26 protein-coding genes are annotated in these 23,095 nt (G+C 61.5%); 5 read left to right on the top strand and 21 right to left on the bottom strand.

Annotation, left to right across the window (positions count from 1 at the left end; all coding sequences use genetic code 11):
- Positions 1-231: 231 nt before the first annotated feature.
- The 14 genes from GV827_RS19205 to GV827_RS19270 form a co-directional block, all read right to left on the bottom strand.
- The gene (locus tag GV827_RS19205; RefSeq protein WP_164355436.1) at positions 232-936 is read right to left on the bottom strand and encodes an ABC transporter ATP-binding protein; all 705 of its coding nucleotides are present in this window, start codon (positions 934-936) and stop codon (positions 232-234) included.
- Positions 936-1,664 carry an ABC transporter ATP-binding protein gene (locus GV827_RS19210; protein WP_164355437.1) on the bottom strand — a complete coding sequence of 243 codons (729 nt, stop codon included), beginning with the start codon at positions 1,662-1,664 and terminating at the stop codon, positions 936-938. The genes GV827_RS19205 and GV827_RS19210 overlap by 1 nt, the downstream gene beginning before the upstream one ends.
- Positions 1,661-2,605, bottom strand: coding sequence for a branched-chain amino acid ABC transporter permease (locus tag GV827_RS19215; protein ID WP_164355438.1), 945 nt, complete (start codon positions 2,603-2,605; stop codon positions 1,661-1,663). Before GV827_RS19215 ends, GV827_RS19210 begins: the two co-directional genes overlap by 4 nt.
- A gap of 61 nt (positions 2,606-2,666) precedes the next feature.
- A complete protein-coding gene (locus GV827_RS19220) occupies positions 2,667-3,518 on the bottom strand; it encodes a branched-chain amino acid ABC transporter permease (protein WP_164355439.1) in 852 nt (283 codons plus the stop codon).
- A gap of 57 nt (positions 3,519-3,575) precedes the next feature.
- Positions 3,576-4,856: an ABC transporter substrate-binding protein gene (locus GV827_RS19225; protein WP_164355440.1), complete on the bottom strand. Its 1,281-nt coding sequence runs from the start codon at positions 4,854-4,856 to the stop codon at positions 3,576-3,578.
- Positions 4,857-4,984: 128 nt separating this feature from the next.
- On the bottom strand, positions 4,985-5,347 hold the full coding sequence (locus tag GV827_RS19230) for a hypothetical protein (RefSeq protein ID WP_164355441.1): 363 nt from the start codon (positions 5,345-5,347) through the stop codon (positions 4,985-4,987).
- A 44-nt stretch (positions 5,348-5,391) separates the two neighbouring features.
- A complete protein-coding gene (locus GV827_RS19235; protein WP_164355442.1) occupies positions 5,392-5,802 on the bottom strand; it encodes a Rid family hydrolase in 411 nt (136 codons plus the stop codon).
- Positions 5,799-6,980: a malate dehydrogenase gene (locus GV827_RS19240; protein WP_164355443.1), complete on the bottom strand. Its 1,182-nt coding sequence runs from the start codon at positions 6,978-6,980 to the stop codon at positions 5,799-5,801. Before GV827_RS19240 ends, GV827_RS19235 begins: the two co-directional genes overlap by 4 nt.
- Positions 6,977-7,600, bottom strand: coding sequence for a BMC domain-containing protein (locus tag GV827_RS19245; RefSeq protein ID WP_164355444.1), 624 nt, complete (start codon positions 7,598-7,600; stop codon positions 6,977-6,979). Before GV827_RS19245 ends, GV827_RS19240 begins: the two co-directional genes overlap by 4 nt.
- Positions 7,597-8,976 (bottom strand): aldehyde dehydrogenase family protein, encoded by a 1,380-nt coding sequence (locus GV827_RS19250; RefSeq protein WP_164355445.1) that lies wholly within the window; start codon positions 8,974-8,976, stop codon positions 7,597-7,599. Before GV827_RS19250 ends, GV827_RS19245 begins: the two co-directional genes overlap by 4 nt.
- Positions 8,976-10,160: a hypothetical protein gene (locus GV827_RS19255; RefSeq protein ID WP_164355446.1), complete on the bottom strand. Its 1,185-nt coding sequence runs from the start codon at positions 10,158-10,160 to the stop codon at positions 8,976-8,978. Before GV827_RS19255 ends, GV827_RS19250 begins: the two co-directional genes overlap by 1 nt.
- A 21-nt stretch (positions 10,161-10,181) precedes the next feature.
- On the bottom strand, positions 10,182-10,481 hold the full coding sequence (locus tag GV827_RS19260) for a BMC domain-containing protein (protein ID WP_164355447.1): 300 nt from the start codon (positions 10,479-10,481) through the stop codon (positions 10,182-10,184).
- A 41-nt stretch (positions 10,482-10,522) separates the two neighbouring features.
- Positions 10,523-10,786 carry a EutN/CcmL family microcompartment protein gene (locus GV827_RS19265; RefSeq protein WP_164355448.1) on the bottom strand — a complete coding sequence of 88 codons (264 nt, stop codon included), beginning with the start codon at positions 10,784-10,786 and terminating at the stop codon, positions 10,523-10,525.
- Positions 10,787-10,789: 3 nt separating this feature from the next.
- Positions 10,790-12,082: a glutamine synthetase family protein gene (locus GV827_RS19270; protein ID WP_164355449.1), complete on the bottom strand. Its 1,293-nt coding sequence runs from the start codon at positions 12,080-12,082 to the stop codon at positions 10,790-10,792.
- Positions 12,083-12,177: 95 nt separating this feature from the next.
- Here GV827_RS19270 and GV827_RS19275 point away from each other — a divergent pair, with 95 nt between their 5' ends.
- The gene (locus GV827_RS19275; RefSeq protein ID WP_164355450.1) at positions 12,178-13,320 is read left to right on the top strand and encodes an FAD-dependent oxidoreductase; all 1,143 of its coding nucleotides are present in this window, start codon (positions 12,178-12,180) and stop codon (positions 13,318-13,320) included.
- Here the strand turns inward: GV827_RS19275 and GV827_RS19280 are convergent.
- The 7 genes from GV827_RS19280 to GV827_RS19310 form a co-directional block, all read right to left on the bottom strand.
- Positions 13,309-13,644, bottom strand: coding sequence for a hypothetical protein (locus tag GV827_RS19280; protein WP_164355451.1), 336 nt, complete (start codon positions 13,642-13,644; stop codon positions 13,309-13,311). The two genes, GV827_RS19275 and GV827_RS19280, sit on opposite strands and share 12 nt — an antisense overlap.
- Before the next feature lie 79 nt (positions 13,645-13,723).
- On the bottom strand, positions 13,724-14,095 hold the full coding sequence (locus GV827_RS19285; protein WP_164355452.1) for a type II toxin-antitoxin system VapC family toxin: 372 nt from the start codon (positions 14,093-14,095) through the stop codon (positions 13,724-13,726).
- Positions 14,095-14,283, bottom strand: a complete 189-nt coding sequence (locus GV827_RS19290) for a type II toxin-antitoxin system VapB family antitoxin (protein WP_164355453.1) — start codon at positions 14,281-14,283, stop codon at positions 14,095-14,097. Before GV827_RS19290 ends, GV827_RS19285 begins: the two co-directional genes overlap by 1 nt.
- 51 nt (positions 14,284-14,334) lie before the next feature.
- A complete protein-coding gene (locus GV827_RS19295) occupies positions 14,335-15,033 on the bottom strand; it encodes a type 1 glutamine amidotransferase (protein WP_164355454.1) in 699 nt (232 codons plus the stop codon).
- On the bottom strand, positions 15,030-16,511 hold the full coding sequence (locus GV827_RS19300; protein ID WP_235930452.1) for an FMN-binding glutamate synthase family protein: 1,482 nt from the start codon (positions 16,509-16,511) through the stop codon (positions 15,030-15,032). Before GV827_RS19300 ends, GV827_RS19295 begins: the two co-directional genes overlap by 4 nt.
- A gap of 145 nt (positions 16,512-16,656) precedes the next feature.
- Positions 16,657-17,349, bottom strand: a complete 693-nt coding sequence (locus GV827_RS19305; protein WP_164355455.1) for a GltB/FmdC/FwdC-like GXGXG domain-containing protein — start codon at positions 17,347-17,349, stop codon at positions 16,657-16,659.
- Positions 17,346-18,290 (bottom strand): class II glutamine amidotransferase domain-containing protein, encoded by a 945-nt coding sequence (locus GV827_RS19310; RefSeq protein ID WP_164355456.1) that lies wholly within the window; start codon positions 18,288-18,290, stop codon positions 17,346-17,348. The genes GV827_RS19305 and GV827_RS19310 overlap by 4 nt, the downstream gene beginning before the upstream one ends.
- A 128-nt stretch (positions 18,291-18,418) precedes the next feature.
- Between GV827_RS19310 and GV827_RS19315 the strand changes: the two genes are divergently transcribed.
- From GV827_RS19315 to GV827_RS19330, 4 genes are all read left to right on the top strand, one after another.
- On the top strand, positions 18,419-19,084 hold the full coding sequence (locus GV827_RS19315; protein WP_164355457.1) for a GntR family transcriptional regulator: 666 nt from the start codon (positions 18,419-18,421) through the stop codon (positions 19,082-19,084).
- A 228-nt stretch (positions 19,085-19,312) separates the two neighbouring features.
- Positions 19,313-21,019 carry a class I adenylate-forming enzyme family protein gene (locus tag GV827_RS19320; RefSeq protein ID WP_164355458.1) on the top strand — a complete coding sequence of 569 codons (1,707 nt, stop codon included), beginning with the start codon at positions 19,313-19,315 and terminating at the stop codon, positions 21,017-21,019.
- Positions 21,016-22,308, top strand: a complete 1,293-nt coding sequence (locus tag GV827_RS19325; protein ID WP_164355459.1) for a 3-hydroxyacyl-CoA dehydrogenase — start codon at positions 21,016-21,018, stop codon at positions 22,306-22,308. Before GV827_RS19320 ends, GV827_RS19325 begins: the two co-directional genes overlap by 4 nt.
- Positions 22,305-23,084, top strand: a complete 780-nt coding sequence (locus GV827_RS19330; RefSeq protein WP_164355460.1) for an enoyl-CoA hydratase-related protein — start codon at positions 22,305-22,307, stop codon at positions 23,082-23,084. The genes GV827_RS19325 and GV827_RS19330 overlap by 4 nt, the downstream gene beginning before the upstream one ends.
- Positions 23,085-23,095: the final 11 nt, after the last annotated feature.

The following is a 23,095-nucleotide window of genomic DNA, read 5'->3' on the forward strand; positions in this document are numbered from 1 at the left end:
CTTTGATGAATTCCCATTCCAGATCGCTCATGTCTGATCGCGCCACTTGCATCCTCCCGCCCGTTGTTTGGGCGAAATGAATCACAAACCTATGCCGCTAAACAAGAATTAATGGGTGTGCTGCCTAGAGATTTCTCAGTCGGATAATATGGGGGAACCACCCCAGTTTTCGTCAGAAGACCCAAATAATAAAATACGGGCAATAATTACATAATCCGTATTACCGCCCCATCACGCCCCGAAATAACTCTTCGCCAGCTGATCGTCCTGCGCCAGTTCTTCCGCCGTGCCCTCCGCAGTCACATGGCCGCCTTCCAGAACGTACAAACGGCTTGCCAGCGACAGGGCAAAATTCGCGTTCTGTTCGGTGACGATCACCGTCAGGCCCAGTTCGGCGGACAGCCGCTTGAGCACTTCGGCGATCTCGGCGCAGACCTTGGGGGCGAGGCCGATGGTGGGTTCGTCCACCAGCAGGACGGAGGGCGAGGTCATCAGGGCGCGGCCCAGGGAGACCATCTGGCGTTCGCCGCCCGATTGGGTCGAGGTTTCCTGCCATTCGCGTTCGGCCAGACGGGGAAAGAGGCGGTGGACGGCGGCCATGTTTTCCTCGATGTCGTCGCGGGCGGTGTAGGCGCCGACAAGCAGGTTGTCGCGGACGGTCATGTGGGGAAAGAGGTTGAAGCGTTCGGGGGCGTAGCCGATGCCGCGTTTGACCATGTCGGCGGGTTTGAGGCCGGTGACGTCCTCGCCGTTCAGGCGGATGGTGCCGGTGGTTTTCACAAGGCCCATGATGCAGTCGAGAAGCGTGGATTTGCCGGCGCCATTGGCACCGACGATGGCGATGGTTTCGCCCGGCTTGACGGTGAGAGAGACGTTACTGAGGGCCTGGGCCTTGCCGTAGAAGGCGCAGAGATTGTCGATTTCGATCACGTGCATCAGGTGTCCCCCAGATACGAGGCGCGGACCTCGGCGTTGGCGAGCACGTCCTTGAAGCTGCCGTCGGCAAGCAGTGTGCCACGTTCGATGGCGATGGCGCGGTCGATCAGTGGTTCCATCGCGGGCAGATCGTGCGAGACCATGAGGAAGGTAAAGCCGCGCTGGCGCAGGTCCTGAATGAGATCAGCGATCATGGCGATTTCGCCGCTGGTGAGGCCTGCGAAAACCTCGTCTAGCAACAGCACCGTGGCGCCGGTCGCAAGGGTGCGGGCGAATTCAAGTTTGCGCAGGTCGCCCATGGCAAGCTCGGAAGCGGGGCGATCAAGGTCGGACAGGGTGAAGCCGACGGATTGCGCGATGTCGGCCTCGCGCTGGTGATCAACGGTGCCAAAGATCATGGCGCGCAAGCTGTCTGGCATCAGGCCCACGCGGATGTTTTCGCGCACGGAAAGGTCCGTAAAGGGGCGCGGCACCTGATAGGTCCGGCTGATGCCACGGGCGATGCGGTCGGGCGTGGAGAGTGAGGAAATTTCCTGCCCCATGAAAGTGATCGTGCCGGAGGTTTGTCTGAGTTCGCCCATGATCTGGCTGAACACCGTCGTTTTGCCCGCGCCGTTGGGGCCGATAAGGCCGAGGCTTTCGCCCTGCGCTAGATCGAAGCTGAGGTCGTTGGTTGCGGTCAGGCCGCCGAAGCGTTTCACGAGGTTGCGGATTTCGAGGGCGTTCATGTGCGTGCCCCCCTCGCCCAAGCGATGCCGCTGTCGATGATCGCCATGATCCCTTTGGGTTGGTACATGTAGATCAGCAGCGCGATGGCGCCGTAGACGAAAAACCGTTCCTGCCCCGGCAGGAAGGGGCGCAGCCATTCCAAGAGGAAGACCATGAAGAAGGCGCCGATGATAGGGCCGAGAATGGTGCCCGCCCCGCCGATCAGCACGGCAACGATGATCTGGAACAGCACGTTGATGTCAAAGAACGCGCGCGGTGTGATGGTGCCAAGGTAATGAGCGTAGAACGCGCAGCCGAGGCCAGCGACGGCTGCCGAGACGAGGAAGGCGAAGCTTTTCAGTCGGGTGGTGGAGAGGCCGGAGCCGCGTACGGATTCCTCGTTCATGCCGATGGCCCAGAGGGCAGTGCCGAGGCGCGTGCGCATCAAAAGCCATGCCATAAGGGCAATGACAAGCATGAGACCCACGGCGAGATAATAGCCGTTTTCGGCCCCGCGCGTGAGGGCTGGCAGGCGCGAGATACCGCGCGTTCCGCCTGTCAGGTCAGGGCGGACGACGGGGACGAGCTGGTACATCAGTTCCATCACGGCGAGGGTGACGAGGGCGAAATAGCTGCCCTTGATGCGGAGGGCTGGCAGGAGGACGATGAGACCGCCCACCATCGTAACGAGGACGGCGATGGGGATCGACGCCTCAACCGGGAAGCCGTAGCGGCGGGTGAGGATGGCGGTGGTGTAGGCACCGATGCCGACAAGGAAGGGGTGGCCGAACGAAATGTAGCCGGTACGGCCCGAGAGGATATCCCAGGAGATGGCGAAGATCGCGAGGTAGCAGGCAAAGATCATCGTGCGCAGGGTCCCGTTGCCGACGAACTGCGGCATAAGGAACATCAGCGCGACAAAGGCGGCCCAGAGGATGAAGTGGTGGAGGCGGAGGTTCATCCCTGCCACCTTTGCTGCGCAGACGCGCCGGTTGCGTTTGAGGGGAACGTTGTGTGCATCACTAGTGCTCCTCCCGTCCGAACAGCCCTTGCGGGCGCATAATCAGAACGGCGATGATCAGCAGCATGGTGAAGACCCCGCGCAGTTCCGGCGCCCAGACGGCGACGACGATGATCTCAAGAAAGCCGATGATATGGGCCACGATCAGCGTGCCGATGATCGACCCGATCCCGCCGACGATGACGATCGCGACGGAGATGATCACGGGGGCGACCCACATCGATGGGGAAAGCTGCGTGTAGCTGGCAAAAAAGACACCACCCGCAGCACCCAACCCCCCGGAAATCGCCCAGGTGATCATGTTGATGCGGTCGGGGTCCACGCCTGAAATGGCAGCACCCTTCTGGTCCATGGATACGGCCTGCATGGCGCGGCCCGTGTGGGTTCCCCGAATGAAGGCGTAAAGCGCGAGGATGATGACCCAGCTCATCACCGTTGCGGCGAGGATGTTGTAGGTCACCTGCGCGCCGGAAATCGTAACAACGCCGGGGATGATCGGCAGCAGGATTTTCGAGGCGTCGCCAAACAGCAGGACGACCGCCGATTGCATGATCACGGCCAAGATAAGGGTTGAGATTTCGACCGCGACCGGATCGCCCTTGAGCGGCTTGACGATCAGGCGGTGTTTCAGCAGGCCCATGACCGCACCAATCCCGACCGCACCAAGGAAACCGACCGCCTTGGGCATGCCCAGCACCTGCGACAGCCAGAAATAGATATAGCCGCCGATCATGATGTAGGCGCCATAGGCGAGGTTCAGGGTCCGACCGATGGAAAAGATCAGCATGAAGCCCATCGCAATCAATGCGTAAAGGCCGCTGAGCAACAGCCCCTGAATGATGATCTGCAACATGTGCTTGCCTGTATGGAGGGGTTTGAGGCGGACGCGATGCGCCCGCCTCAGAGCGTGTTACTTGACCCAGCTGGGGACTTCGAATTCGGTATTGGCATATTCGAAGGGGTAGACCACACCGACGCTGCCGTCCTCTTTCCACTGGATCACCACCATGGAAGGCTGTGCATCCTCGTAGGGGGCGGTCAGATCAAAGCGGGCGTTCTGGGGGTAGGTCCGCTGGGTCACTTCCTCGACCTCATCTGGACCCCAGAAGGCGTAGCGCAGCCACAGCTTGCCGTCCTTCATCAGTTTGAGGTCCTGCTTGAGCATCTCAGCGTTCCACGCCTTGACGTCATTGAAACCGCCCGCTGCTTCGGCCGCTGCCATCGCCTGTTTCACACCGTGGTAGGCGTTGAAGCCGTTGAAGTGAGGCATCTTTGGGCGCGTGTCGTATTTGGCCTGATAGTCCGCGACGAACTGTGCGCTGACCGGATCCAGATCGAAGCCCACGGAGGGGATTGGCGAAAGGGTCGAGATGCCGCCGCCTGCGCCACCGGTGTCTTCCCAATATTCAAGACCAAGGGCCGAGACGTTCACGCCGGTCATCGCCATCGGCACCTGCAATTTCACGTACTGCGATGAAATCACTTGGGAATTCACGGATGAAACCTGATAGATGAAATCCGCGCCAGAGGCCTGTGCCTTGGAGAAGATCGGCGCGAAATCGACCGTGCCGATGTCGTAGGTGATGATCTCTTTGACCTCGATGCCCGCAACGGGGCCTAGGGCGTCTGTCACCAGACCGGTGATCGCCTCGCCGAACGCGGTGTCCTCGGCCAGGATCACGACTGAGTCCCAGCCCATCTTGGCCTTGAGGACGTCCGCGCCGAAGTTGATGTAGAGCGTCGCGAGGGCTTCATCGCTCGCGATGTTCATGAAATAGGGTGCCATGGTGTCGGGGTCTTCGACCACCATGTCGATGATGCCGATGTAGGATGTCCAGGTGTCCAGTGTCGGGATCTGGAATTCCTGCATGCGCGGCAGCCAGCCCAAAGACACATCGTCGATGGAGCCGGAAATGACGAAATCGACCTCTTCGGTCTCTGCCAGGTATTCGTAGGCTTTCACGCCTTCGGTGACGTCTTCACCGGTGTCGGCGGTGACCAGCGTGATCTGTTCGCCCATCACGCCGCCCGCTGCGTTCAGCTCTTCAATCGCCATTTCCGCGCCGCGCAGGGTGGACAGGCCGGTGTCCGAAGAGAGCGAGCCAATGAAGCCCACTTTGATTTCTGCCATGGCGGTTGAGGCCATGAGGGTCGCGGCCAATGAGGCGGCGATGCCGTATTTGAATGTCATGGAAGTCTCCCTTGTTGGTGGCTTGGCCCGTTGGCGGGCTCTAACTGTATTCTGTATACAGTACACAACTTTGCGACTCGATCAACGATTATGACTCGTCCCGGCCCTGCATCGGACCCACCTGCCCGCTATTCGGGCGTCGACAGGTGGTCGATTGAGCGGCAACACTGGACGTCGAGGATGAAGACCTGCTTGGGGTCGAGCATCTGGGGAGCGTTATCGAGATACCAACAGGCGGCATCTGCATTCTGAAGCGACAGAAGGCCAAGGAGGTCACGCGCTTGGGCGGGATAGCCATGTTTTTCGACGATCAGGGGTTTGCCCTGGGCGACCGCCCGCAGGAGCGACAGAATGCTCGTTCCGGAACCTGCTGCACGGGTCTGAACGGAAATCGGCGCGGCCTGCAGCGCCTGGAACCGGACACCGATCCAGGCATCGCGCACCCATTGGGGCGAGGTGCCATCGGGGGCGGAGATGATTTCGAAAAGCATGGGCGAGCCTAGCGCGCCGACCAGTGCGGGCGCAACGGCGGGGTTCAGTTTTCCGGGATTGAACCATCCGGCGTGTGAATGACGGCATCCACGTCGATTTCGACAACAAGGCCCGGTTGCGTCAGTCCGGCTGTGACGGCGGTCAGCACCGGATCGATATCTTTGAATACCTCGCCATGGGCTTTGATAAAGCCCGCCGCATGGGACATGTCAGTCAGGTAGACGCGGACGCGAGCCACGTGGCGCAATTCTGCGCCGACTTCGTTAAGGAACGCTTCTGTGCGGGAGAAGATATATTTCGTCTGCGCGTAGGCATCGTAAGGCGCGTGGATTTTACCCGTTGGCTCGATCGCTGTGGTGCCTGCGGTATAGGCGAAGGGGCCGATCCGCTTGGCCCGGGCATAGCTGCCGATCTCTTCAAACCGGCCGCCTGCCTTGTGGATCTCGACGCTCATAGACCCAGACGGCCGCGAATGGCCTCGGCTGCGGCGTGAAGGGCTGTGTTTTCGGCTTCGGTCAGGCGCAGTTCCTCGACTTTGACGAGACCCCCCTGCCCCAGATGTGCGGGTACGCCGAGCACGACGCCGTCGATGCCGTATTCGCCCTGCAGCATCACAGAGACCGGGACGTGGCCGGTACGCGCGCCGCGCATGTGGTTGATGAGTTCGATGGAAGCGTGCGCTGGCGCGATGGTGGCTGAGCCGGATTTCTTAAGCGCCACGACCTGCCCACCGCCGGTGATGGCGTCCTTGACGCAGGCCTCGATCTGCGCGTCGGAGAGGAAGACCGACAGCGGTCGCCCCTTGATCGTCGCGCGGGAAGAGATCGGGGCCATTTCGTCGCCGTGGGAGCCTAGCGTGATGGCGTCCACATCGGCGGGGCTGACGCCTGCGGCCTGTGCCAGCGCGTTGCGGAACCGGCTGGAATCGAGCGTGCCGGCCATGCCGAGGACACGCTCGCGCGGGAAGCCAGTGGCGCGGAGCATCTCGACGGTCATCTCATCCAGCGGATTGGTAACGACGATGACGACAGCGTTGGGGGCCTCTGACCGGATCGCTTCGGCGGCTTGCCGGATCACGCGGGCGTTGACGTCAATCAGATCGGCGCGGGTCATGCCGGGGCTGCGCGCACGGCCTGCGGTGACAACGACGACCTCGGCCCCTCCGACCATGTCCAGCGTCTCGCCTCCGATGCAGCGCCCGCCTGCCCCAGTGATGCCGGAGGTGTGGTTGAGGTCGAGAGCAGTGGCGGCGGCAACGCCGGGGGCGATGTCGATCAGCGCGATTTCCTCGGCCATGTCTTGCATCGCGGCCAGATGGGCGATGTTGCCGCCGACGCCCCCTGCCCCGATCAGCGCCAGCTTGCCCAGGCGACGGGCCTTGCGGGGCGTGCGGCTGGGGGCCTGCCATTTCGGGGAACGGCGGTAGAGCACGCGACGAAGTGAAGTGATGCCATCGGTGCGGACGGGTGCGGGCATTTCAACGGGGCCATCGACGAGTTTCAGGCCGAGGCGTTCAGCGGTCTCCTTCGCGAGGGCAGTGACGATATCGCCGGGCATCACCTCGACAATCAGCCGCCCGCGCTGGCGCGCGTCTTCGATGGCCTCGGCCCCGATGACGCGCGGATCGCTCATGCTTCCTTGCCGTCCACGGCTTCGATGGCGCGGGTTGCGGCCTCGACGGCGGTTTGGACCGAATTTTCGGTGCCGGAGATGAAGAGACGACCAAAGCGGCCGACCGCGCGGACCTCAACCATGTCGATTTCGGCGGCCTTCTCGGCCTCGTTGGCGGCGATGGAGATATAGGCGGCCGGGGCGCATTCGATGATGCCAAGGGTCTGACCCGGCACCAGAAGCGAGCCTTTGCGCCATTTGTTCAAGAGCTGCGCCTGATAGGGTTCGACGCTGGTGATGATCTGGGTGTTTGTAATCGACGGTTTCAGCCGGTCGGACATGGTCGCGCCGAGTTCCGCCAGCATCGCATCGCGGGCGGCGGACACTTCGGCGTTTGACGGGGACCGCAGGATGAAGAAGCCAAACTCTCGCTCGACCATTTGCGTGGTGGCCTCGACGCTCGACGCCTTCAGCGCCCGGTCGATGAGGGAGAACACGCCATTGCCGGGGGCAAATTCACCGATGAGAACAGTGTCGCCAGAGAGCGGGACGGACCCCTGCACCGTCGCGCCATTGTAGGCGGCGAATTTGGGTTGCAGGTTGTCGATCTGCATCAGCGCCCGGATGGTTATCTCGCTCATGCGCCGTACTCCTTATAGATGTCGCGCCATGGGCGGCTTTGGTAGGCCACGCGCTTGATGTTGATCAGGTGCAACGCGGTCACGTTGTCGCTGGTGATGGAGCCGGACCATGTGCCGGTGCCCAGCATGAAGGACGGCTCAAGGTCCGTGGAATAGCCCATGCCGCCCATGATCGCGGGGGTGTTGACCAGCACGCGGCCAGTGGGCACCGTGGCAAACTTCGCGACGACCTCGGGATCGTCGCAATGGATGACCGACGAATGGCCCCAGCCTTCGAACCGCGCGATTTGTTGGGACAGTTCCAATCCGTGATCGGTGTTCTTGGCCGCGTAGAAGGCCAGCACCGGGTTCAGCTTTTCCGCCGACAGGGGGCGGTCCCAGCCGATCTCGGTTTCCTCTGAGACAAGGCAGCGGGTGCGGGGCGGGATCGAGAACTGCGCGGCATCCGCAAGGGCCTGCGGCGACTGGCCGACGCGTTCGGGGTTCATCGCCTGTTTGCCGGTGAAGATCACCTTTGCCAGACGGTCCGCCTCGGCGGGGGTGCAGAAATAGGCACCCTTGAGCTTCATCTCGTGGCGCAGGTCGCGGGCAACCTCGGCGTCCGCGATGACCGCCTGTTCGCTCACGCAGGCGGTGCCGTAGTCAAAGCACTTCGAGGTGACAATCATCTCGGCCACTTCGGCCAGATCCTGTTTCTTGGATTTGTGCACGTAGCAGGGCACGTTGCCTGCGCCGACGGCCAGCGTGGGCTTGCCGGAGGAATAGGCGGCCTTGACCATCGCAGGGCCGCCCGTCGCCATCACGACGGAGGTCCGGCGGTGGCGCATCAACTCGGCGGTACCTTGGATCGTGACCTGATCCATGCACTGGATTAGCCCCTTGGGCGCGCCCATCTGTTCGGCGACGCGGGCCATGATGGCAACGGTTTCCATGCCGCATTTCACGCCCCGAGGATGAGGTGCACAGACGATGGCGTTGCCGGCTTTGACTGCTGACAGGACCTTGAAGATGATGGTCGAGGTCGGGTTCGTCACCGGGATCAGAGCAGCAACGACGCCCATCGGTTCACCGAAAGCGGCGATCTTGGTCGCGTCGTCGCGCCAGAGCATGCCCAGCGTTGTCACATCCCGCAGGTAGTCTGCGACGGACAGCGAATTGAAGAGGTTCTTGACGCGTTTATCGGGGACGTTGCCATAGCCGGTTTCATCGACGGCCAGTTGACCCAGACGTTCGGCTTCGGGCTCTATCGCGCGGGCCATGGCGTCAACGATGGCGTCCACATGGGACGGATCGGTGCCGAGGAACTGGCGGTAGGCGTCAAAGGCGCTTTCGGCCATGCGGCGGGCTGCGGCGATGGATTTGAGATCTGCGTCCATCAGCGGCCTCCGGGCGTGAGCGCGTCAAAGGTGCGGCGCGCGTCGTCAATGGTGTCTGCGGTGATGTCCATCGTCTCAAGGCGTCGACCGCTGGCAGCGATGTCGGCATCAAGGATGGCACCGGTTAGCGCGATCATGGCGTCGGTTTGCGGCACGGAGATGCCTGCAAGGGCGGCAGCAGAGCAGAGAGGAACGAGCGAGCCAATGACGCCGTCGCGCAGCATGTGCCGCGCGGTGTCGCGGTCGGGAACGGGGCGGGTGCCCTCGCCTTTTGCGGCTCCAGTATGTTGGGCGATCCAGTCAGCCGTATCAGGCAGGCCCCGGATGCCGAAGGCACGGGCGACGGTCTTGCGCTCTTCGGCCAACACTTCGATCAGGCGCATCTGGTCGGGACCGATGAGGTTGGCGAAGGTCTCGTTTTCGGGCAGTGGCACGCCGCCCATGGGGATTTTCACGCCACCAGAAACCAGCCCTGCCCCACCCATGATCAGCGCCGGGATGTCCACGGCGGCGGAAAGATCGGCAAAGCCGCTGGCCAGCACGGATTCAACTTCCTGAAGGTTGGGCAGGATGTGGTTCAGCCCGGTGATGGCCTCGCTGCGGCCCCGTGGCAGTGTACTTGCGGCAACTGGCGCGCGGTCCGACAGATGAAGCGTCGCCCCTTCGGTGCGGAACCAGTAGGGCAATCCTTGCGTCTCGATCAGCGTGACATCGGCTGTGCACCCGCCAAGGCGGAGCATCCAAGCGGACTCGACAGCACCAAGGGAACGACCGGGGGCCAGAACCAGCACCTGACCGTCGCTCAGATGATCGGCCAGCACCATGGCATAGGTGCGCTGTTTGTGGATCGGGCCGGTGAGGAAAATCGCCTCTGCCCCATCCACTGCCGCGTCAAGTTCCGCTGTCAGCTTTACCGACGCCGTGCCGCTGTCCACCTGATAGCTGCCGATGGGCCCCGCCCCGCGCAGGGCAATGCCGGAGGACGCGCGCATCAATTCCAGCTCTTTGCCGTAAGCGGAAAAGAGCGTGACGTCGCAATTTTCGGCCAAGGCCAGCGCTGCGATCAGCCGCGCATCCGGGCCACCGCCCAGCACCGCGATGCGGGTGAGGCGCGGCGCGTCTGGCGGCGCGGAAGAGCGGCTGCGCGAGGCAGCGCGCGCGAAATCCTCGAAATCGGCAGGCATGGGCGGACCTCTGGCTTTTGCTTAGCTGCTGAGACCGTCGAGGATCGCTTCAAGCTCGTCATGCGGGCGCGCGATGACGTGGACCGAGACAACCTCGCCCACTTTATTCGCGGCGGTGGCTCCGGCGTCGGTCGCGGCTTTGACGGCACCGACTTCGCCGCGCACGAGGGTGGTGATCAAACCGCCGCCCGCCTTGGATTGGCCGACGAGGGTGACGCTCGCGGCCTTGACCATTGCGTCGGCGGCTTCAATCGCGCCGACAAGGCCGCGGGTTTCGATCATGCCAAGGGCCATCTGGCCCGGTGTTGGTGATTTCGCCATGGGAGTTTCCTTTGGTTTTGATGTTCAGAATATTATTGTAATCAGGTGCTTATGCGGTCCACGACCGCGATGATGGCAAGGTCCACGGGGGCCGACGACAGCCCCTGCGCCATCCTGGCGGCAGAACCGTGTGTCAAAAGAACCGTATCGCCCACGCCGGCGCCGACGGTATCGGGCGCAACGGTGCTGGCGATCAGCACCTTGCCGTCCGCGTTCACCACATCGACGATAAGCAGTTTCTGCCCCGTCAGGCGCTCTGCCTTGGCGGTTGCGGTGACGGTACCTGTGACCTTGCCGATCTGCATGGCTCAGAGCGTCCTCAGATAACGGTCGGTTTCGACCGGGGTGACCTGTTCGGCAAAGAAGCCCAGTTCGCGTTCGGCCATCTGCAGGTAAAGCTCCCACATGGTCTCGCCCAGTACATCCTTCATCCAGTCGGAGCTGCGCGCGCGTTCGATCGCGGTGCCCAGATCCGTTGGAATTGGTTCCCCGTGGAATTCTTCGTAGGCGTTGCCCATGGTGGGTTCAGTCGGCTCCATCCCTTGCTCAATCCCGTCAAGACCGGCGGCAAGGTCTGTCGCCATCAGAAGGTACGGGTTTGCATCCGCCCCTGCGTCACGCTTTTCAACGCGCACGGCGCTGTCTGTGCCTTCGATGATACGTAGACCTACGGTGCGGTTGTCATAACCCCAGGAGGTGTTGATCGGGCAGAAGGTGTAAGGCTGGCGGCGGCGGAAGCCGTTGGGCGTGGGTGAACCGCAGACCGCTGTTTCAGCCATGCGTTTCTGAAGACCGGCTGTGAAATTCTTGCCCAGTGCGTTCAGCTTGCCGCCGTCGGCAAAGGCGTTCTTGCCGTCTTTCCACAGGGAATAGTGGATGTGGAAACCGTTGCCCGATTGATCAAAGAACGGCTTTGGCATGAACGTGGCAAGGTAGTTGTGGGCGATGCCCAACTGGCGCACCAGCGATTTGAACAGCACCACGCGGTCAGCCGACAACAGCGCGTCGTCATAGCGGATATTCACTTCGACCTGACCGGCGGCGTATTCGGGGTTGGATTGTTCAATCGGGATGCCGCATTCGTTGATCTGCTGGCGGATCGGGCCGACAATATGTTCCATCCGCGCCGCACGGCCCAAGCCGTAGACCTGAATGCCCTGATCGCGGGGCTGGCCTGTTTCGGGATCCAGCAGGTAGAACTCCAGCTCTGCCCCGGTCGAGACATCGAAACCCATGTCACGCGCGCGTTCGACCTGTCTGATCAGTGCCTGACGCGGGTCAATGGGGACCGGCTTGTGGTCCATGCCTTCGGCGCGGGCAAAGGACACTGCCACGCCTTCCTCCCATGGGACGGGAACGGGCTTGGTCAGCGGGAACATGTGCATGTCGGGATAGCCGTTGTCGAAATTGACGTAAGGCGTGTCCCAGACATCGCAGTTTGAATCGATGGCGAACATGGCAATCGACAGGGCGTTGCCCTGTTTGCAGATCGTTTCCCAATGCGATGCAGGAATGCGTTTGCCGCGCATGATCCCGTTCAGATCACCCAGGCCCAATATGACCGTATGCGTGCCTTCAGGCAGGCTGAAATCCGTACTCATCTCGTCCGTCTCCCTGTCGAGAATCTGATTGTTTTTATATGTATTCTGTATACAGTATTCATGAATGCAGTGACCTGACAAGGAAAATAAGGCCGATGAGACGAAATTCCTGCGTGGTGGTGGGGGCCGGAATTGCCGGTGTGATGACTGCCCTGCACCTGCAACGGCGCGGCGAACAGGTCACTCTGATTGACCGTTGGGAGCCGGGACACGCGCGGGCGGCCTCGACCGACTACAACCGGGTCATTCGTGCGATTTCCGGGCGGGATGAGTTCTATACCCGCTGGGCCCGGGAAAGCCGGGCGATGTGGCTGGAGATGCAGGCCGAGAGCGGTCAGAACCTGATGTACGAATGCGGTGCGCTGATCCTTGCCACCGAAGGGCATTGCGATTGGGAGGATTCCACCGCCGAGACCTTTGATAAGGTCGGTGTACCCTACTACAAATTCACCCCCGACGAGGTGCGCGCGCGGTTCCCGCAGTTCAAGGTGGATGAGATCAAATATGCGCTGTTCGAGCCGGAGGCGGGTTTGCTGATGGCACACCGCTGCGTGATCACAGCGCTGAAGATGTTCAAGGACGCAGGCGGCGTGGTAAAGCGTGGCACAGTCACGACAGACACGCAGGAACGCCCCTTGCTGGATGGCCAGCCCATCCGCGCCGATCTGATCGTGATCGCGACGGGCGCATGGATGTCCGAGATGTTCCCAAAGACGATCAAGACGATCAGCGCGATCATGGGGATCAACGTGCTTTATACATCAACCCCCGACGGGTCCGACGCCTTTGACATGGAAAACATGCCCTGCTGGATCGACCATGGGCAGGGCAGTTTCGGTATTCCTTCATCGGAAGGGTCCGGGGTCAAGGCGGCGGTGGTCATCCCCAACACGCCCATCGACATCAACAATGACGAACGACTGATCGAGAAGGCGTCACTGGCGAAAACGCGAACCTATATCCGGCACCGGCTGCCGGGGTTGATCGGGCAGCGCGTGGTCGACAGCAAATTCAATCAGGTGATCCTGACGCCCGACACGCATTTCATCGTGGACTGGCATCCGGTGCATGAGAACGTGTTGTTCGCGGGCGGCTGTTCCGGGCATCTGTTCAAGCATGGCCCGGTCTTTGGGAATTTTGTCGCTGGGGTGGCGACGCGGGATTATGGCACGGCGGACCGCTTCAAGATTGCGAACCGCCGCAAGCTGTCGCCCAAGGAGAGCCCCTCAGGCCGGTGACATATCGGCGTAAACGCCCGCATTGGGGCAAAGCGCCGTGTCAAAATCCACACCCAGATCAATCGCGTTCTGACAGGCATTGGCATTCTGGCAATGCCCGCAGGTCTGCGCCAATTCCATCGCAAGTCCGAAATCTGCGTCGATCATGGCGGGCGTGACACCAAAGCGCGCGGCAAGCACCTCCATCCGGGCGCGGGTGCCGTCCTTGCTGGTGATCAGGCGGGTATAGTCTGCGCGTGACATGCCCAGGTCAGCAAGCTCCAGATCGGTGGGCGCGCGCTCGCGGTCCTGAAAGAAGTCTTTGAGCAGGGTAATGATGGACATGGTTTTCCTCCCGAAACGGTATGCGCAAGATAATGCGCTGCGAATCGGGCGGGCGTCCTTGATCTGGATCAGATCGGGGTCAGTGGAGCGGTTGGTAGGCGATGCCGAGGCCGTTCGCGCAAGCCGAGAGGCGTCTGTCGTAAGTCCACAATCGAGCGCGCCTGTCGAGCAGACAGGAGGCCAGCAGCACTGCGTCGATCAATCCGATCCCTCGCGAGAACAGCTGCTCGCTTTCGATCAATACCCGCGTTTCCGAAAGCCTGGCGCTCGGCACTGTTTTCAGCCTGTCCAACCTCTTGAGGAATTCCGTGCGATTCCTGAGTGAACCCATCGCGAGTTCGCCGACGATAAGCGGATGACAATATACATTCTCGGCATTCAAGAGCGAAGCAAGCTCGGCGTTTCCCTCTCGCAGATGGTCAATCCAGATCGGTGAATCGACAAGGATCATCAAAGACGCCGCCGGGGTGGGGCTTCCGCGTCAGGATCACTGCCGCCCATGGCTGCTAGTCTGCGGGATGCCTCACGATGCACCAAATCCTGAAGTGCTTTGCGGATAAGGGCCGACCGCTCTTTGATTCCGGTGAGTTCTTCGGCGTCTTTCAACAACTCGTCGTCCAGTGTTACTGTGGTGCGCATGGTCTTTCTCCTGATGCCAAATGCATCAAATAGTGCATCATTTGATGCGGATCAAGATGCAGTGATCTCCAGATACGCGCGAAAGAAGTCGCCAGCCTGCTGTGCAAACAGATCGGCGGAGACGGTGCTGGCGTCGAATTGTGCGACGGCCGCGTCGGTTTCTTCCTCTGACAGCACCTCGCCCCGGCTGCGGCGCAGAAAGGTGGCGACGTAGTCACCGGAGTATTCCGGGTGAAACTGTACGGACATGGCAGGGAAGTCATAGGCAAGTGCGGCGATTGGGCAATAATCGGCCTTGCCGATGATCGTGGCACCGGGTGGCAGTTTCGTCACCTGATCCTGATGCCAGACATGGCCGTTCACGGTTTGGCCGCCGATCTCGAACGCACGCACGCCAACTTCGGCGGGGCCAACCTTTTCCGCCTTGCCCCCAAAGACGTCTGCCATGATCTGATGCCCGAAACAGACACCGAACATCGGTTTGCCGAGGTTTCGCGCTGCAACCAGCCAGTCGCGCAGAGGCTGCATCCAGGGGGCGTCATCGTAGACGCCTTTCTCAGACCCTGAAATAATGTAGCCGTCGAAATCCTGCGGTGCCGGGAACGGTTCGCCTTCGCCGATATCCATGATCGTGAGATCCGCGTCCGGAATGCCCCGAGACGCCCAAGCCGCCAGCAAAGCGCCAAAACGGGCCTGATCGCTTTGGTATTCCGGCAACCAGACGCAGAAGTCGAGGACAGCGATCCTCACCAGTCGTAGGCGCGGTCGATCCCCGCCATTTTGACGCCGGTAAAGGCGGAAGCCTCAAAGCTGAGCGCGCGCAGGTCTTCCACTTCGAGGTTGTGGACTGAGGACTTGCCGCAGGCTTTGGCGAGGGCTGTGATTTCCATGGTCATCGCCGTCAGATAGCGCGCGATGCGTTCTGCGCCAGCTGTCGGGTCCATGCGCTTTTCCAGTTCCGGGTCCTGCGTGGCGATGCCCACCGGACAGCGGCCCGTGTGGCAATGGTGGCAGGCACCGGGCGAGGTGCCCAAAGCGGTGTAATCATCAATGTATCGCGGCGTGTTGCAGCCCAGGGCGATCATGGAAGCATTGCCGATCATCACGGCATCCGCACCAAGGGCCAGACACTTGGCGGCGTCCACGCCGGAGCGGATACCGCCCGCCGCGACAAGAGAGACCTTGCCCGTCATGCCGCATTCATCAAGCGCCTCGCGCGCCGCGCGGATGGCGCTCATCGTCGGGATGCCGGTGTGGTTCAGCAACAGTTCAGGCGATGCCCCGGTGCCGCCTTCGGCGCCATCGACCACCACAACATCCGCGCCCGCCTTGGCCGCGACAGCCACGTCGAAGCGGGGGCGGGTGGCGCCCATCTTGATGAAGATCGGCACTTGATAATTGGTGGCTATGCGAAGTTCCTCGATCTTCACCGCCAGATCGTCGGCGCCAAGGAAATCCGGGTGGCGGATGGTTGAGCGTTGATCAACGCCTTCGGGCAGTGTGCGCATTTTCGACACGCGGGGGCTGACTTTCATCCCCAGCAGCAGGCCGCCCGTGCCGGGCTTGGCCCCCTGCCCCACGACCAGTTCCAGCGCATCAGCGCGGCGCAGGTGGTCAAGGTCAACGCCATATCGGGCTGGCGACATCTGGTAGAGCAGCCGGGACGATGCCGCGCGCTCTTCTTCCAGCATCCCGCCTTCGCCGGTGCAGGTCATCGTGCCGACCTTGGAAGCCCCATGGCCCAACGATGCCTTGGCCGAGGCCGAAAGCGCGCCGAAGGACATCGAAGCGATGTAGATCGGGATATCAAGCTCAAGCGGCTTTTCAACCAAACCACGGCCACCGCCCAGCACGGTTTTCGTGTCACATTTCTCGCGATACCCTTCCAGTGGCAGGCGAGTCATGGTGGCGGGGACGAACGTCAGATCGTCGAAGGTCGGCAGTTGCTTGTTGAACGTGTTGTAGCCACGCACCTGATAGCGGCCCAACTGCGCCAGCGCATGCACTTCCGAAATCGCTTCGGGCGTCCAGCGGGTTGATCCTCCTTCGTCGTAGGATGACGGCACCCCGGCGGGCCGCCCCTCGACCGCGCCGGCATCGCGAAATCGGATCTCGTCCTCGGAAGCCATCTCGAACGGATATTCATAAGGGGCGTCGATCTTGGCGTGATCCATGTCACCACCGTTTACAACGCCAGCCTGTCCGCCTTCCGCGTTCTTGTCTGCCATGTCACTCTCTCCTGTCGAAACCGGACCGGGTCAGAGCCCGTCCGGCTGCGGTTCCCCTCGCGGTGCGCGATGAATGCGCGCCGTACTTGTTGCCTGACCCATCGGGTGCGCATTCATCGCGCACCTTTCCGGGTGCATCATCCCGTCAAATCATCAGCCACGCGCTGGCGTCGCGGCTCTCGAAATACCAAAGGCGCTGGCCCGAGATCATCTTGCGCCAGTCGCGCGAGCTGTCGACAAGGCCCAGCGGTTCAAGAATCGCGTCCACTTCAGCGACTTCCTCTGCCGTGGGTTCCACGACGTTGACATCCACACCCAGACTTTCGACCGGCCCCGCGACCCAGACCTCGCCCTCCCACAGCGCGTCAGCACAGGATTCCCCCGCGCCACCCAGCGCGATGATCTTGCCCGCGTGCGCCATGAAGCCCGACTGGTAGCCGATCGTGCCCTCGACCACGATGTTGCCGCCCTTCATGGCGACCCCACAGCGCGGTCCGGCGTCGCCTTTTACATGTATGGTCCCGCCGATCATTGCCGCGCCGCAGGACATGCCCGCACGGCCGCCAACCTCGATATGCCCCTTGGCCATCCCCTCGCCCGTGGCCCAGCCGCTGTTGCGTTCGATCTTGATATTTGCGCCGGTGTTCAGTCCGCCGCAGTAATATCCCACCGACCCCTCAAAGGTGATGTCCACGTTATCGGGCAGACCGACACCAAGGTTATGGCGGCTTAGCGTGTTCACCACTCGGATGGGCTGGCCCGTCTTGCAAGCTTCCTGAATTTCCTCGTTGATCTCGCGGATATGGCGCTTGCCGACTTCGATGACGATTTCGCTCATGCCGCCATGCTCCGGTTGCCCACACCCCAGATGCCATAAAGGCTGGGACCATCGTGGTTGATCACGTCGCATTCATCGGCAAAGACGGTGCGTACCGCTTGTTCTTCGGTCGCTGCAGCCAGTTCACCGTTCTGTTCGATCACCACGAGCGGCTTCATTGCGAACCGGTCCTTCGCGTAGCCGATGCCATCCGGCGTGGCGATCATGAAGGTAAAGACACCGTCGATGGAGGTGATGGATTTCTTCAGCGCCTGTTCCATTGTCAGGCCCTGTTTCATCTGGTCAGAGACCCAGACGGCAATCAACTCAGAGTCGTTTTCTGTTAGAAAGCGGTAGCCCTGCCGCCGCAGCCTGTCGCGCCATGTATAGTAGTCAGTGATCTGCCCGTTATGCACGATCGCGACGTCTGAAAAGGGGCGCGCCCAGAACGGGTGGCTTGCGTTGGGCAGCACGCTGGATTCCGTCGCCAGCCGCGCATGACCCAGGCCGTGGGTCCCGATCATATCGTGCACTTTATGCTTTTCGCTGACCTGTTCGGCCCCGCCGATGTCCTTGACGATCTCAAGGGACCGCCCGCAGGACTGCACCTCGATCCGGCCCGACAATTCGTCGGCGTCGCTGGTCCAGGCGGCAATGTTGCGCGGGTCGCTGATTTCCATCCGAAAGCAGTAGTGCTTGTTTTCATCGGTTACGATGGTGGGTTCGCTCAGAAAGTCGCTGTCGTGGTCTTTCAGCGTGGCGCAAAAAAGCTCCAGATCAGCGTCCATTTGCGACTTGTCAAAGCCCATGCCGCGCAGCACGTAACCACTGTCCATCGGGGCGCCGTAGACCGCGAAACCTGTGCTGTCCGCGCCGCGGTGTTCCTGTGCGGCCATCAGCGCTACAAGATCTTTCCCGACCGTTCCGGGAGCGTTCAGAATCCGCCCTGCAATGCCACACATGCGTTTTCTCCCCTATGTTGGAATCTCTCTCGTGGATACTGTATACAGTATTCAGCCTGTGACAAGGGGGGCGTTGCGGGTTCTGTATTTCTGTATACAGTGTTCAAAATACACGCATCGAGGCAGTCATGGCGCTCCACAGCATTACCACACAACGCCGCCGTCTGGCGGACGAAGTTTATGATCAGCTGGTCCAGGCGATCATGGATCGCGAGATCGGCCCGGACGACCGTCTGGTGCAGGAAAAGCTGGCCGCAGAGCTGGACATCAGCCGCACGCCGGTGCGCGAGGCGCTGTTGCGGCTGGAAAAGGAAGGCGTACTGCATCTGGCGAACTCCGGCGGGTTCCGCCTTGCAAAGATCAGCGAAGAGGAAACCCTTGAACTGTATCAGGCACGTGCGGCCATCGAAGGACAGGCGGCGCGCATCCTGACCGCCCGCAATGACCCTGAGGAACTGGAGCGTCTGCGCGTCCTGATCCGCCAGACCGAAGACCTCAAGGACCCTACCACGCGCGACTATTTCATCGCCAACCGCACGATTCACCGCGCCTTCATGGAGGCGGCGGGAAATCGCTTCTTGCTCGAGATGTTCGACATGATCTGGGGCCGGGCGATGGCGTTTCACCTGTTTGCAGCCATAGAAAACGCAGATATCTCCAAGTCGCTGGGCAATCACATCGAGCTGGTGGATGTCATCGCCACAGGGGACCGGGGTGCCGCGCTTGAGGCCTTTACCGACCATATTCAGGAAGGGTTTGAACTGCATCTGACGGGCATCCGTCGCAGCGCCTGACCCCTGTCTGAACAGACCACGCAGTCTGTCATTGGCTGCCATAGGCCCGCTCCACCGTCATCTGATCCGCACCAAGACGAATTTAGCGGAATGACGTTCCGTTCTGCGGGATTGTAGCCTGCGATTTTCAAGCCTAGTCTGTCCGCAAAAGAGTCGGACGTCTGACGGAGGACGGACACCGGCGCTCTGCCTTGGGAGGGGACAGATGCCAGCACATGAGGGGCCGCGATGACGGCCATGACACCCGAAGACGCTGTGCGCCATGTGGTCAGCACCGATCCAACCTTTGCCGTTGAAGAGGTTGAAGTGCGCGGGGTTGCCGTCAAGGCGTTCAAGAACATTCCCGCCAGCGTCCCCGCTTTGCTGGCTGCGGGCTGGGAACGGCACGGCGATGGCGCGCTTGAATATCTGGCCTATGAGGACGAAACTTACACTTATGCCGAATTCACTGCGTCGGTCTACCGGATGGCCCGTGCCATGCAGGACGAATTGGGCCTGCGCCAGTGCGACCGCGTGGCGATCGCCATGCGGAACTATCCCGAATTGCTGATGCTGGTACTTGCGATCTCTTCCTTTGGCGGCGTGGTGGTTTTCGTTAACGCATGGTGGACCACCGAAGAGCTAGACTATGCGCTGCGCGACAGTGAGGCCAAGGTGGTTTTCGCAGACGGCCCACGCATGAAACGGCTGATGCCGTTGCGCGAGACGCTGGGCCTGACCCTGGTCGGCGTGCGCGACGGTGAAGGGCAGACGGCACTGGATTTCTCAACCCTGCGCGGCGCGGCCAAGTCCGATCAGGCCCCCGAAGTCAGCATCGACACGGATGATGATTTCGCGGTCATGTATTCCTCTGGCACCACGGGCCATCCCAAGGGCGTCGTGCAGACCCATCGCGGTGCGGTGAACGCGGTCTTCTCGTGGCTCATGCAATCGGTGGTGGCCCCGCTGGTTGACCCGCCCGAGCCGGACGCGCCAGAGCCGCCGCGCCCCTCGGCGCTGGCGGTCACGCCCCTGTTCCATGTTACGGCAACCCATCCTGTGTTCCTGCTCAGCCTGCCCGCCGGGGCCAAGATCACGCTGATGCACAAATGGGACGCCGAAGAAGCCGTGCGCCTGATCCGCGACAACAGCATCACCCGGCTGCTGGGGGTTCCGACACAATCGGCGGACTTGATGGAAGCGGCCAAGCGGATGGGAGAGACCCTCCCCTCGCTGGATTACATCGGTGCGGGTGGCGCGAAACGCCCTGCCGCGCAGGTCGCGCAACTGGCCAAGACGTTTCCGAACGCGGGAGTCGCCACCGGCTGGGGCATGACCGAGACCAACGCGCTTGGCATCGGGATGATCGGCGACGATTACAAGGCGCGACCCGATGCGGCAGGCAAACTGCATCCACCTCTTCAGGAACTCTCTATTCTGGATGACGAGGGTAACCCGGTCCCTAATGGCACGATCGGCGAAATTGCGGTCAAGGGACCGCAGATCATGCGCTGCTATCTCAACAAGCCCGAGGCGACGGCGGAAACCGTCGTGGATGGCTGGATGCGCACCGGTGATCTGGGCACGCTGGATGACGAGGGATACGTCACCATCCTTGACCGCAAGAAAAACATCATCATCCGGGGCGGCGAAAACATCGCCTGTCTGGATGTCGAAGGTGCGCTGCACCGGCATCCCGATGTGCTTGAGGCAGCGGCTTTTTCCGTCCCCGATGAACGGCTGGGGGAAACCGTGGGTGCCGCCGTACAACTGCGCGAGGGCACAACGCTCACCCTTGCAGACATGGCCGCCTTCCTTGACGGCCACCTCGCGAAATTCAAGATCCCCGCGCACCTCTGGGTTCAGCATGACGTGCTGATCCGGGGTGCCACTGACAAGATTGACCGCCGTGCGATCCGCGCGGCCTGTCTGGCAAAGCAAGAGGCTAAAGTATGAAGACCCTGACGACAGAAGAAACCGGCGCTTATATCGCCGAAGCTGGCAAACTGGCCTGGGAAGTTCCCGGCCTGCCCGAAGGGACGCCGCAGCGCGAGATCAAGACCGTTGGCATCATCGGTGCGGGCACCATGGGTGGCGGCATCGCGATGAATTTTGCGACTGCTGGCATCCCGGTCAAGATCGTAGAGACCACCCAAGAAGCGTTGGACCGGGGCCTGAGTGTGGTGCGTGGCAACTACCAGAGGTCTGCCGACAAGGGCCGCTTTCCGCAGGAGGAGGTCGAGGCGCGCATGGGCCGCTTTGACGGACGGCTTGCCATCGCGGACCTTGCCGACTGCGACCTGATCATCGAGGCCGTGTTCGAGAACATGGACCTCAAGCGCAAGATCTTTACCGAGCTGGACGCAGTGATGAAGCCCGGCGCAATCCTTGCCACCAATACCTCCGCGCTCGACATCAATGAAATTGCAGGCATGACCAAGCGGCCCGAGGACGTCATCGGGCTGCACTTCTTTTCGCCCGCCAACGTGATGAAGCTGCTTGAGATCGTGCGCGCCAAGCACACCGCCGATGACGTGGTCGCCACCTGCATGGACCTTGCCAAGAAGATCAACAAGATCGCCACGCTGGTCGGCGTCTGCCCCGGTTTCGTGGGCAACCGCATCCTCTTTGCCCGCCAGAAACAGGCGAACAAGCTGGTCTACAAGGGCGTGATGCCATGGGATGTGGACGCGGCCTTTAACGCCTTCGGGCACAAGATGGGACCGTTCCAGATGATGGACCTTGCGGGCCTCGACATCGGCTGGTCCAAGGGGGCCAAGACCGAAAACCCCATTCGCGACGCCCTGTGCGAGATGGACCGCCGCGGCCAGAAGACCAAGGCGGGCTACTATGATTATGACGAGAACCGCACGCCGATCCCGTCCAACGTGACGGCAGGCGTGATCCGCGACATCACCAATGCCCGCCCGATGAACATGGCCGAGGAAGAGATCATCGAGATCTGCATCTACCCGATGATCAACGAGGCGGTGAAAATCCTTGAAGACAGCAAGGCGCAGCGCCCCTCGGACATCGATGTGGTCTGGCTCAATGGCTACGGTTGGCCTGCGGACAAGGGCGGGCCGATGTATTACGGCGACATGGTCGGCGCGCAGGCGGTGCTGGACCGCATGGAAAAGCTGGGGGCAGAAGACGCTGAATTCGCACCTGCTGAAACACTGCGCAAACTCGCCAAGGACGGCGGCAAATTCATTGAGATCGACACCGGAGGGCTGAAAGTATGAGCTACGAATTCATCAAGACGGAAAAGCAGGGGAACGTCCTGCTCGTAACCATGAACCGGCCCGAGGTCTACAACGCCGTTCATGCCGAGATGCATCAGGAGATGTCGGATTGCTGGGATGCCTTTGCAGAGGATCAGGACCTGTGGGTCGCTGTTCTGACCGGCGCGGGGGACAAGGCGTTTACCGCCGGCAATGACCTGAAGGCCACAGCCAAGGGCGGCCTCAAGAAAGGCCTGCCCGCTTCCGGCTTTGCCGGTCTGTCCTCGCGCTTCGATCTGGAAAAGCCGATCATCGCCGCCGTAAACGGCTTTGCCATGGGCGGCGGGTTTGAAACGGCACTGTCCTGCGACATCATCATCGCTTCGGATAATGCCAAATTCGCCCTGCCCGAAGTCAAGGTGGGCTTTTTCGCCTCCGCCTCCGGCGTGCAGCGCCTGTCGCGCTACATCGGGCGGCTGGCCGCACAGGAACTGATGCTCTCGGGCCGGACCATCGACGCAACAGAGGCGCTCAAGCTTGGCTGCGTGAATGAGGTCGTCTCACCAGACGCACTGATGGACCGCGCCATGGTAAAGGCGCAGGAACTGGCAAGCGTCTCGCCGTCCTCGATCAAGGCAACCAAGCGGGTGCTGAACGATCTGGCCAAGCGCGAGAACCTGCCCGACAGCCTGATGTATTCACGCGAGGTGCAGGCCGCCCTCGCCCAAACGCAAGATTTCAAGGAAGGCGTCCAAGCCTTCGTCGAGAAACGCGCGCCCAAGTGGGTCAATAAATAACGCCCTGCGGA

Origin of the sequence: Sulfitobacter sediminilitoris, from assembly GCF_010667575.1 — a bacterium.
In the GTDB taxonomy this organism is placed as follows: domain Bacteria; phylum Pseudomonadota; class Alphaproteobacteria; order Rhodobacterales; family Rhodobacteraceae; genus Sulfitobacter; species Sulfitobacter sediminilitoris.

Coding starts and splice junctions, on each gene's coding strand:
- GV827_RS19320 (WP_164355458.1), top strand. CDS start 19,313: ATGACGGCCATGACACCCGAAGACGCTGTGCGCCATGTGGTCAGCACC.
- GV827_RS19255 (WP_164355446.1), bottom strand. CDS start 10,160: ATGCCTGCCGATTTCGAGGATTTCGCGCGCGCTGCCTCGCGCAGCCGC.
- GV827_RS19290 (WP_164355453.1), bottom strand. CDS start 14,283: ATGCGCACCACAGTAACACTGGACGACGAGTTGTTGAAAGACGCCGAA.
- GV827_RS19260 (WP_164355447.1), bottom strand. CDS start 10,481: ATGGCGAAATCACCAACACCGGGCCAGATGGCCCTTGGCATGATCGAA.
- GV827_RS19285 (WP_164355452.1), bottom strand. CDS start 14,095: ATGATCCTTGTCGATTCACCGATCTGGATTGACCATCTGCGAGAGGGA.
- GV827_RS19225 (WP_164355440.1), bottom strand. CDS start 4,856: ATGACATTCAAATACGGCATCGCCGCCTCATTGGCCGCGACCCTCATG.
- GV827_RS19205 (WP_164355436.1), bottom strand. CDS start 936: ATGCACGTGATCGAAATCGACAATCTCTGCGCCTTCTACGGCAAGGCC.
- GV827_RS19250 (WP_164355445.1), bottom strand. CDS start 8,976: ATGGACGCAGATCTCAAATCCATCGCCGCAGCCCGCCGCATGGCCGAA.
- GV827_RS19220 (WP_164355439.1), bottom strand. CDS start 3,518: ATGTTGCAGATCATCATTCAGGGGCTGTTGCTCAGCGGCCTTTACGCA.
- GV827_RS19280 (WP_164355451.1), bottom strand. CDS start 13,644: ATGTCCATCATTACCCTGCTCAAAGACTTCTTTCAGGACCGCGAGCGC.
- GV827_RS19330 (WP_164355460.1), top strand. CDS start 22,305: ATGAGCTACGAATTCATCAAGACGGAAAAGCAGGGGAACGTCCTGCTC.
- GV827_RS19235 (WP_164355442.1), bottom strand. CDS start 5,802: ATGAGCGTCGAGATCCACAAGGCAGGCGGCCGGTTTGAAGAGATCGGC.
- GV827_RS19270 (WP_164355449.1), bottom strand. CDS start 12,082: ATGAGTACGGATTTCAGCCTGCCTGAAGGCACGCATACGGTCATATTG.
- GV827_RS19300 (WP_235930452.1), bottom strand. CDS start 16,511: ATGGCAGACAAGAACGCGGAAGGCGGACAGGCTGGCGTTGTAAACGGT.
- GV827_RS19275 (WP_164355450.1), top strand. CDS start 12,178: ATGAGACGAAATTCCTGCGTGGTGGTGGGGGCCGGAATTGCCGGTGTG.
- GV827_RS19305 (WP_164355455.1), bottom strand. CDS start 17,349: ATGAGCGAAATCGTCATCGAAGTCGGCAAGCGCCATATCCGCGAGATC.
- GV827_RS19315 (WP_164355457.1), top strand. CDS start 18,419: ATGGCGCTCCACAGCATTACCACACAACGCCGCCGTCTGGCGGACGAA.
- GV827_RS19325 (WP_164355459.1), top strand. CDS start 21,016: ATGAAGACCCTGACGACAGAAGAAACCGGCGCTTATATCGCCGAAGCT.
- GV827_RS19265 (WP_164355448.1), bottom strand. CDS start 10,786: ATGCAGATCGGCAAGGTCACAGGTACCGTCACCGCAACCGCCAAGGCA.
- GV827_RS19215 (WP_164355438.1), bottom strand. CDS start 2,605: ATGAACCTCCGCCTCCACCACTTCATCCTCTGGGCCGCCTTTGTCGCG.
- GV827_RS19310 (WP_164355456.1), bottom strand. CDS start 18,290: ATGTGTGGCATTGCAGGGCGGATTCTGAACGCTCCCGGAACGGTCGGG.
- GV827_RS19230 (WP_164355441.1), bottom strand. CDS start 5,347: ATGCTTTTCGAAATCATCTCCGCCCCCGATGGCACCTCGCCCCAATGG.
- GV827_RS19245 (WP_164355444.1), bottom strand. CDS start 7,600: ATGAGCGAGATAACCATCCGGGCGCTGATGCAGATCGACAACCTGCAA.
- GV827_RS19210 (WP_164355437.1), bottom strand. CDS start 1,664: ATGAACGCCCTCGAAATCCGCAACCTCGTGAAACGCTTCGGCGGCCTG.
- GV827_RS19240 (WP_164355443.1), bottom strand. CDS start 6,980: ATGAGCGATCCGCGCGTCATCGGGGCCGAGGCCATCGAAGACGCGCGC.